The organism is Pseudoalteromonas sp. S4741, assembly GCF_005886135.1.
Lineage (GTDB): Bacteria > Pseudomonadota > Gammaproteobacteria > Enterobacterales > Alteromonadaceae > Pseudoalteromonas > Pseudoalteromonas tetraodonis.
This window is the reverse complement of sequence record NZ_PNCN01000151.1, coordinates 1-6,099: the sequence shown is the minus strand read 5'-3', so window position 1 is coordinate 6,099 and position 6,099 is coordinate 1. Positions and strand designations below refer to the sequence as shown.

Annotated in this window: 4 protein-coding genes; 2 read left to right on the top strand and 2 right to left on the bottom strand. The window is 32.4% G+C overall.

Annotation, left to right across the window (positions count from 1 at the left end):
- Positions 1-393: 393 nt before the first annotated feature.
- A complete protein-coding gene (locus CWC30_RS16445; protein ID WP_138627644.1) occupies positions 394-1,482 on the top strand; it encodes a hypothetical protein in 1,089 nt (362 codons plus the stop codon).
- Here CWC30_RS16445 and CWC30_RS16440 read toward each other — a convergent pair.
- Both CWC30_RS16440 and CWC30_RS16435 read right to left on the bottom strand, forming a co-directional pair.
- On the bottom strand, positions 1,409-3,205 hold the full coding sequence (locus tag CWC30_RS16440; protein WP_138627643.1) for a hypothetical protein: 1,797 nt from the start codon (positions 3,203-3,205) through the stop codon (positions 1,409-1,411). The genes CWC30_RS16445 and CWC30_RS16440 overlap by 74 nt on opposite strands.
- A gap of 86 nt (positions 3,206-3,291) precedes the next feature.
- Positions 3,292-3,963, bottom strand: coding sequence for a hypothetical protein (locus tag CWC30_RS16435; RefSeq protein ID WP_138627642.1), 672 nt, complete (start codon positions 3,961-3,963; stop codon positions 3,292-3,294).
- Positions 3,964-4,183: 220 nt separating this feature from the next.
- On the opposite strand from CWC30_RS16435, the gene CWC30_RS16430 reads away from it, so the two are divergent.
- Positions 4,184-5,635 (top strand): hypothetical protein, encoded by a 1,452-nt coding sequence (locus CWC30_RS16430; RefSeq protein WP_138627641.1) that lies wholly within the window; start codon positions 4,184-4,186, stop codon positions 5,633-5,635.
- Positions 5,636-6,099 lie beyond the last annotated feature (464 nt).

The window sequence follows — 6,099 nt, the reverse complement described above, 5'->3', positions numbered from 1 at the left end:
GCAAACACGGGGCGATTCAAAGTCTAATGCAAGACGCTTGTTAAAAGAAAAGCTCGGCTTAATAAAAAATCAAAGCCCAAAAAATCAAAAAACAAAAAAGTGCCATCTTCACTACTTGATAGTGAGACTGGAACATGCCAGACTTTTTATGGTTTTTTACTTTAAAAAATAAAAGTATAGCGAAATGTTTGGCATCTAACATTTCGCTATTACAAAGCTAATGTTACAAGCAGCTCTGCTGCAATGTTGCGCCAGCAACACTATATACTAAAAAGATACAAGTATATTACTTGTATCTCTGATGCCGATAGTACAAAGGAATATAAGTATGGGAGTTGAAATTTGCAACTCCTATTTTTAAGTATGAGAGATAATTTATAACTAAGGATGTACATGTCTTACGACTATTGGGGGGAAGGGTTTACAGATCTAGAGATGGCAGCAGGTATTCCTGATCTTGTTTATGGACAAGATAACGAGGCAAGATATTTTGATGAAGATAAAAATACAGTGCTTCCGCCACAAAGGGATCATCAGGATATACTAAAACTCTACTTAGATGAAGATAATGAAATTGTTTCAAGTTTCAGTTTATTAAAATTAAAATCCCAGTTTCTGAACAAGGTTTTAAATTGCCAATCATCCAGCGCTTTAGAAAGGCATCTTAAAGATGAAGTGAAAAAGCTTTATATTGATCGACTAGCATTAGTTTATTTTAAAGAGGAAAAACTAGATTCTAGCTTAATTAAACTTGCTAAATCTGAAAACTGTCTTGAAGAAATACTCACAAATGTACTATTTAGACATTCTGAAATTCCTTTTAGAGGCGAGCTTCAAAATTCAATTAAAAAAGAAGTAGAAAAAATACAATCAAGTAAACTTTCAGCTTATTATAAAACTGGAATGATTCAAGCGTTTATCCATAATACAATAAATGATTACTACAACACGAACTCTGCTCATTTATTGCTCTCTGCTGATGTGATGCGAACAGCACTTTCCATTACAAGGTTAAATATTTTTATATATAGTATTCTTACCAAAAGTCAGTCGGATCTAGATAAAGAAATAGCCCAGGCACGTGAAGAGGCTGAGCGCGAGAAACAAGAAAATACTGACACACGTATTTCAAACAAAAAAAAATATATCTTGAATTGGAAAGTTAGGCACTTAAAGCCTCTCAATGTGATGCTGGATTATGATTATGAACCGAAGGAAATACACAAAGTTTTTTCTTGTCTATTGGAACAAATAATTGAAAAAATAGACTTATCTAAAGATGAGATTAAAACAGTTGAAAATAAAAATGATTTTGGAGTAAATATTGATATAGGAAAGTTAGCTAAAGTAAATCCTCTAGTATTAAACAAGTTGTTGAATGTGGTTGCAAACTACTACATTGATATTTTTAAGAGAATAACATCAAAAGAAGTTGAACTACAGAATAACGCTTTTTTAGTTGGTGAAAAAGATTTAATTTAATTCTTTTCGATGATAGCTTCTCTTCTTGCAAGGTAGTTCCTGTCGAAAGCATTGATTTGATTTCTTTATATTGATATCGTTCAAAAGTATTATGTTCATAATTTAAACGCTTAGTGTAGGAAAAACTTTTACCTATAAAAAGGCTGGATACACTATAATTTGATATAAAATGTGACCGTTCCAACTTAGTTATCTTTCTTTTTTCCGAAAAAAAGTTATCGTTTTTGCCAGTGCTAAAAATGATGTTTTTATATTTTATTACTTTATTTTCATCGCATAACCAGTAACGACCAACATCGAACCAAAACCCTTTTTTAGCTATACACTCAACTTTTAACTGGCCAATTCCACTTCCCATAAATGGTTTCATGTGTAATTCAAAGTCATTACTATAAGCTTCATCAATTGAGGCGTGTACGGAATCAGTATTCACATAGCATATTTCAGCCCCTTTAAACTGTGTTATATGTTCCATTACTTGCAAGAGCTTTATTCTAGCTTTAGCAACGATAAAGGCGGAGATAGATATTATTGAGGAATTACTGTTTAGGTCAGGATAATATAAAGTAATTTTTTCATTATTAGTTAAGATGGTAAACCCACTAAAGGAATCCAAGTAAATCTTTAACTCATTTATATTGAGCCCTCCTTCTATAGAAATCCTAAACTCTTGCCATAAGTATTGGGCTAAACTTGCTACTGATAGGAAGGTTTTCTTTTTAGCTTTTATGGGGTTTGTTGAACTATGTATTGTTACTAAGTTACTCTTTATAATATGTTTATCTGTATCGGATAAATGCGAATGATGTCTTTGTTTATATTTTTTTATACCATAATGACTACGAGGGTGCTCAAGAGTGTCTCTGCTAGTTATTGAGCTATAGATATAAATATCATCAAAATGGTTTCTATAAAAATTAAGTTCTTCACTAGTTAAAAAAACCTCTAATTGGTGATGATCATTCAATTGAAAACTGAGGTTTTTAGTAAACTCAAATAACTTAAAACAGTGATACTTTTTTATAAAGTTAGATTTAGGCTTGGTGAGTAGTACATGATAAAAACCAATAGGGATTGATTCTGTAAGCTTTTTTCTTTCTTGTTTAAATATTAGATTTTGTGGATTGGGAAACACTCCTTGCGTACAAGCAGGGTACATAGAGTTGAAATCTAAGGCGTATATTTTTCTTGTATGTCTTTCTTCCTTTATGCGAAAGACCTCTTGATAGCTCTTAAGGTCGCAAAAATAAGCTAATGAGTCTAAGGAGCTTTTTTTAGGTATTTTTCTAATAATCGCCCTACGATGTATATCACTATAAAACTGAAATATAGGCTTAGGATACATGCCTGAATTTAAAACATACTGTATTTTGCTTTGTAAAATATAGTATGTTTTTGAAAGGTTACCAGAGTATTTAATATCATCAAAAATTGGATAATCGTTTTCAAAAACTCGAACATGGATATTTTGATAACAAATATTATCTACAAGAAAACTTCGTTCTTTATTGGTTAATACAATAACTTTGTCATGTTTATCAAAAAAAGTATTCTGCTCATAGTATTCACCAGAGCTAAATATCATTTTTCCATCAGTAGATATAGGCTTATAAACGGTAAGTTTTTTTTTGTTTTTGCTTATAAGTGGTATCAATTTATTTTTTGGTATTTTTGGAAGTATGCCCATACCAAATTTACCAAGTTTTATTTTGTTTTTACTCACGTTATCCATCCTAGGAAAAGGGGGGGGGATATAATTAACAGTAGGTTAATCGCTATTATCCATAACCAGTATTAAGGTTTACCAAATCATTTATATGGACGCCAAATAAAACTTTTACCATCAGTACTTCTGGTTACTAAGCCACTTTTTTTTCCTTTAGCATGTTCATTAGCTTTTTCAAATGAGTTAAAAAGGGATGGAGGTATAGCTGTTTCTCGAGCCGCTAATGGTCTAATAATATCTTTTTCTTTACAGATTAGTCTTAAATTTATTTTGATGCTTTTTTCTTCGTCATAATCTAACGGTTTAACATTATTGAACCTTTGTGTGCTTTTACCAGATAGCCCAGTACCACCTGCTGAAACTCTCTGTGGGGCATATCCTCCTTGTTGATTGCTCTCCTGATAACCACCACTTTGAAAATTATACTTAGCGCTCTTTTTTGGCATGAACTTTACAAATACTAAACCCAAATCTTGGTTTTTATCCAAATTAGCTTGAATTGCCTCATTACTATTAAACTTTAAGAAGGTAAAACAACCAGTTTCAGAAGAAGGCCTTTCAATAGTTGAGCTGCTATTGGAGGAAACTCTAAAAGTACCAACATGGACGCCATCTATATGTACTTTTGCATCGCAGTCATTAACACTATTGTTTTTAAGGGTTATAGAGTATTTTGTATTGTGTTCTAGCAGAACATATCCATGTTCCACTTCCTCTCCTTGCTTAATCTTTACTACATAATCACCTAATTGCATAATAGAATCCATTTTATAGTTGGGATGATGCTAAAACCTAACGCTTCAATTTTGGGCCACTGAAAATCTATATTGCCATTGTTGATTAATGATTTGCAACCTATGAGTAATATTAAAAGTGCAAGGGGTAGGGTTATAGTGTTTATAAGAAGATTAGTTAAATAAGAAAATAGCCTTACTTTAAAATTTGAAAAATATTTAGTAAAGGGAATTAGTATAAATGAATGATAATCGTCAAATTTATTCGAAAAGTTTAAAGAAAACTTTAGTAAAAGATCATGAGGATTCGGTTCAAAGGTCACTTGATTCTAAACCTGATGCACCAGACTCTTTAAAAAAATTTTTAACAGATGGGCACGGTGAATCCCATATCGTTTTACCTTTTGAGCGACCGGTGTATTTTTCTGCAAACTTTAGAAGTGCGTTAAGTAAGGATTACTTAACTGTTGTTGATTTATTTAAAGATGGTGTGGAGCTTCACAATAAATATCTTGTTGGTTGCCGATTTCCAGATGATGCAGTTGAATGGTTCAATGAACCTGATATTTGTGAATTTCAAAGTCGCTTATACAAACATTTTTCTCGAATAGGGAAGGCGCTAGCGTATAAAAAAAGGCGTAACTCTGCTTATGAGGCTCAACTTTTTCTTTTTAAAAATGTTACATCTCCATTAGATGATTTCACGTGGAAAGCAGGTAGCCGATTGAATTTTTTAATTGAGCATAGTATTGATTTACTAGTTCAATCCTATTTAAGTTGCTTTGTTAGTACAGCCATCAATGCTCATAGCAACGCTATTTTAAGTGACGAAACCACCATAGATTTCAAAAGTCTTTGTGAAACACCGATGGAAGCAAGATTTTTAGATGAGCAAATTAGGCTATATAATTTACGAGATTATGTTCTTTTAGAGGAGGCTGTTAAAGAGGTTTCTCAAGGCTTAAGGCCTAATAAAACAGATCCATCAATGAGCAATGAGGACTTATTATTTGATATCTATGAATTGATTCCCTTATACATTAATAGTTGGTCACCAGATAAAAATAAGGTGCTATTAAATAACCAATTAGCAGTATATTTAATGATGGATTATGGTTTTCCTAGTTTTGTAATTGGTAGTGATGATGACAATGCAATAAATTTAGCAACATCCACATTTCGTTTTTCATGGACCATCACTAATGAATTGCGTTGTGCAGGAAAGTTAGATATAGCTCCTAGTGCCATAAATAGCTTAGGAGGTTTTATTTTAAGAGAGTTTCACGATAAGTTGGTCACCTTATTTGCTATTCGTAAAGGCAAAGCAAAGAAAGATGAACCAATAGAGTGTGTTTACGAATACATGTACGAAGTAGCTGACTTTACTACTAACTATCATCAAGTGCTCAGTAAAAATGAGGGTATTGAAGTAAGCAATAACTCTAAGGAGGGAAGCAATAATATTCCCTCTATGATGATGTCCTCATTTTTTACTTTTATGCAAAAGGAATTTAACTGTAATGTTGATAATGGTAAAGGGAGTGAGATGAAAATATGGAGGAGTGGTTCTAAAATATATACATTAGGTAGGCATAAACAAGATCAAAAAATACCGTCGCTATTAGTCAAAAAAATATTAAAACGTTTAGGTATAACAGCTGAAGAATGGCTGAATTCTCTTAAAAATAGTTGAGTTATAATGATTTTATAAACGCTATTACTGAACGGGTAACTAGTGGGGTTAATTACTAGTGCTTTGAATGATGCTAAAGTGTTCTAGCTCAAATGATACCTGACGTACACAGAATAAATATTAATTTTTCTTACCGCTGTTATAAAGTCAACTCAGTTAAAGCCGTTATGTACCATTTTAGAGCAGTCGTAATTCCTAAATCAGGTAGGCCGTATTCAGCACATGGAAGGTGCCAAACATTAAAAATACACCATTTATACACAAATGATTTTAAGCTATTGTTTTTAAAGAGGTAGGCGGGGGTTCAAATCCCCCCAGCTCCACCAATAACGGTTTTTAAATTCGTTTGTTTAAAAACCCTAAAAAACCCGCAACTTGAGCAATCAAGTCGCGGGTTTTTTTATGGCTAAAATGATTGAATTTATTGTGCTTTGGTTTATCTTGCGAACCCCGAACCCCGAACC

What these genes read in the sequence shown, in the direction of transcription:
- CWC30_RS16445 (WP_138627644.1), top strand. Translation starts at nt 394, where the DNA reads ATGTCTTACGACTATTGGGGGGAAGGGTTTACAGATCTAGAGATGGCA.
- CWC30_RS16435 (WP_138627642.1), bottom strand. Translation starts at nt 3,963, where the DNA reads ATGCAATTAGGTGATTATGTAGTAAAGATTAAGCAAGGAGAGGAAGTG.
- CWC30_RS16430 (WP_138627641.1), top strand. Translation starts at nt 4,184, where the DNA reads ATGAATGATAATCGTCAAATTTATTCGAAAAGTTTAAAGAAAACTTTA.